The organism is Streptomyces sp. NPDC055078 (genome assembly GCF_053607985.1).
Window position 1 is genome coordinate 1 of the sequence record NZ_JBSGUP010001016.1, and the last position, 1881, is coordinate 1881.

Genomic DNA, 1881 nt, shown 5'->3' on the forward strand with positions numbered 1-1881 from the left:
GTCCTGGACCGGGCCGGCCGCCTCCTCGCGGCGGTCGTGCTGACCGGCGTTTCGGACGCCGTCCTGCCGCGGCAGGAGGACCTGGGTGCGCTGCTCCTGGAAGTGACAGGAGAGTGGGCGGCCCGCCGCGGCGACACCTGAGCGTTCCCGTAACACTCTGCGCTCCGGGAACGTGAGCAGGGCCGCGAGCCGGCGTACGGCACACGGCACCGGCCCCCGACCACGCGGAGCGGAGCGCCATGACCGAGACCGGACGCGGAGGGCCGGCCGGCACGGCACCGGGGCACGCCAGGCGGCCCAAGGACCGGCGGGCCACCATCACCCGCGTCGCCGCCGGACTCTTCGCCCGGGACGGCTACGCTGCCACGGGCATGAGTGACATCGCCGAACGAGTCGGCGTCACACCAGGCGCCATCTACCGGCACTTCAACGACAAGGACGACCTGCTGCGGACGGTGCTGGAGGATGCACTGGCCGAGTTCACCGCCGCCATCACCCCCCGTCCCCGTATCCGGGTGAACGACGCCGACGCCCGCCTGCGGTACCTGGTACGCGGGGCGGTCGCCCTCACACTGTCCCGTCCCGACGCCATCGGAACCTATCTCCGAGAGCGGGCGTCGCTGTCCGCCACATCGCGGGGCGAACTGCATGCCCGGGAACTCCAGGTGACCGAGATCATGAGCGCCGCGGTTCGGCAGGCGTGCCCCGGTCTCACCCGTGCGCAGACGAAGGTACGTCTGCGGGCCCTGAGCGGTGTGCTCGCGCTGCTTGCCCGCTGGTCCACCCGTACCGTGCCCGGACCGCGCCGGCAGGCCCTGTTCACCCGGTCCCTGCTCGCGCTGGTCCGGACCCCGGCGGACCTCACCCCTCTGGCCGACCGCCCACCCGCACCAGTGCGGCCCGCTGCGCCGGGCTGGGCACGTCCACGTTCGCGGCGCCAGGAGATCAGGGACCTGGCGGCCCCCCTGTTCCGCCGGCACGGCTACCACGGGGTACGCATGGACCAGATCGGCGAAGCGGTCGGCATCTCCGGCACCACCGTGTACGGAACGTACCGGAGGAAGGCCGAGATCCTCGTCGACGGCTGCGATCTCACGGTCACGAGGACGGAGGCCGCCGTCGATCAGGCTCTGGCGGCCGCGCGCTCCGCACCGGAGGCGCTCCGCCTCGTCACCCGCTCCTACAGCGCAGCCGTGTTCGCCGCCGGCGACATGGTCGCGGTGGCCGCCCGTGAGGGCGGGGCCCTGCCCCGGCACGACAGGGCGCGGATCCGCGGACGCCAGGCCGATGTACGGCAGGTCTGCGCCGACGTCCTGGTGCAGGTGCGGGGGGATCTGGAGCGGACGGATGCCTGTGTCCTCGTTGCCGCCGCGAACGAGGCGGTACAGGTGATGGCGGTGATGCGCCGCGGTCGTCCCACCGAGGCAGCAGCCGGTGAACTCATGCTGCGATTGCTGCTGGGCGGGCACGACTCCTAGGGCCCGTGTGATGTCGTGATCGCAGTTCTGCTTCCTGGGCGACGAGGGTTTCCTCCAGCCGTTCCAGGATGCTCGCGATGCCGTCGTCGCGGTCGGCACCGGCGGAAGCCGTGTCGGCGAAGGCGTCACGGATGTCGTCCAGGGCGATCCCGGCGCCGGCCATCCTGCGGATCCACAGCAGCCGGATCATGTCTTCGTAGCCGTAGCGGCGGCGGTCGTCGCCGCCCCGCACGGGCTCGGGCAGCAGGCCGATCTCCCCTGGCACCGCACCTCGCCGCGTTGTCGTCAGTCGCCTACGGTCCCCCTACGCCCAGGGGGCGTGGGAGGTACCCCCACCCTACGCCCAGGGGGCGTGGGAGGTACCCCCACCCTACGCCCAGAGGCGTGGGAGGTACCCCCGCCG

Annotated in this window: 1 protein-coding gene and 1 pseudogene; one reads left to right on the plus strand and one right to left on the minus strand. The window is 72.6% G+C overall.

The features are described 5' to 3' along the window. Positions 1-239: 239 nt before the first annotated feature. Positions 240-1478 carry a TetR/AcrR family transcriptional regulator gene (locus ACWF94_RS39675; RefSeq protein WP_453500022.1) on the plus strand — a complete coding sequence of 413 codons (1239 nt, stop codon included), beginning with the start codon at positions 240-242 and terminating at the stop codon, positions 1476-1478. On the opposite strand, the pseudogene ACWF94_RS39680 reads toward ACWF94_RS39675, so the two are convergent. Beyond that, a pseudogene (locus ACWF94_RS39680) lies at positions 1468-1734 on the minus strand (MerR family transcriptional regulator); the annotation flags it as partial. The gene ACWF94_RS39675 and the pseudogene ACWF94_RS39680 sit on opposite strands and share 11 nt — an antisense overlap. Between the last annotated feature and the right edge of the window lie 147 nt (positions 1735-1881).

Excerpts from the sequence above, each read along its gene's own strand:
- ACWF94_RS39675 (WP_453500022.1), top strand. The coding sequence starts at position 240 with ATGACCGAGACCGGACGCGGAGGGCCGGCCGGCACGGCACCGGGGCAC.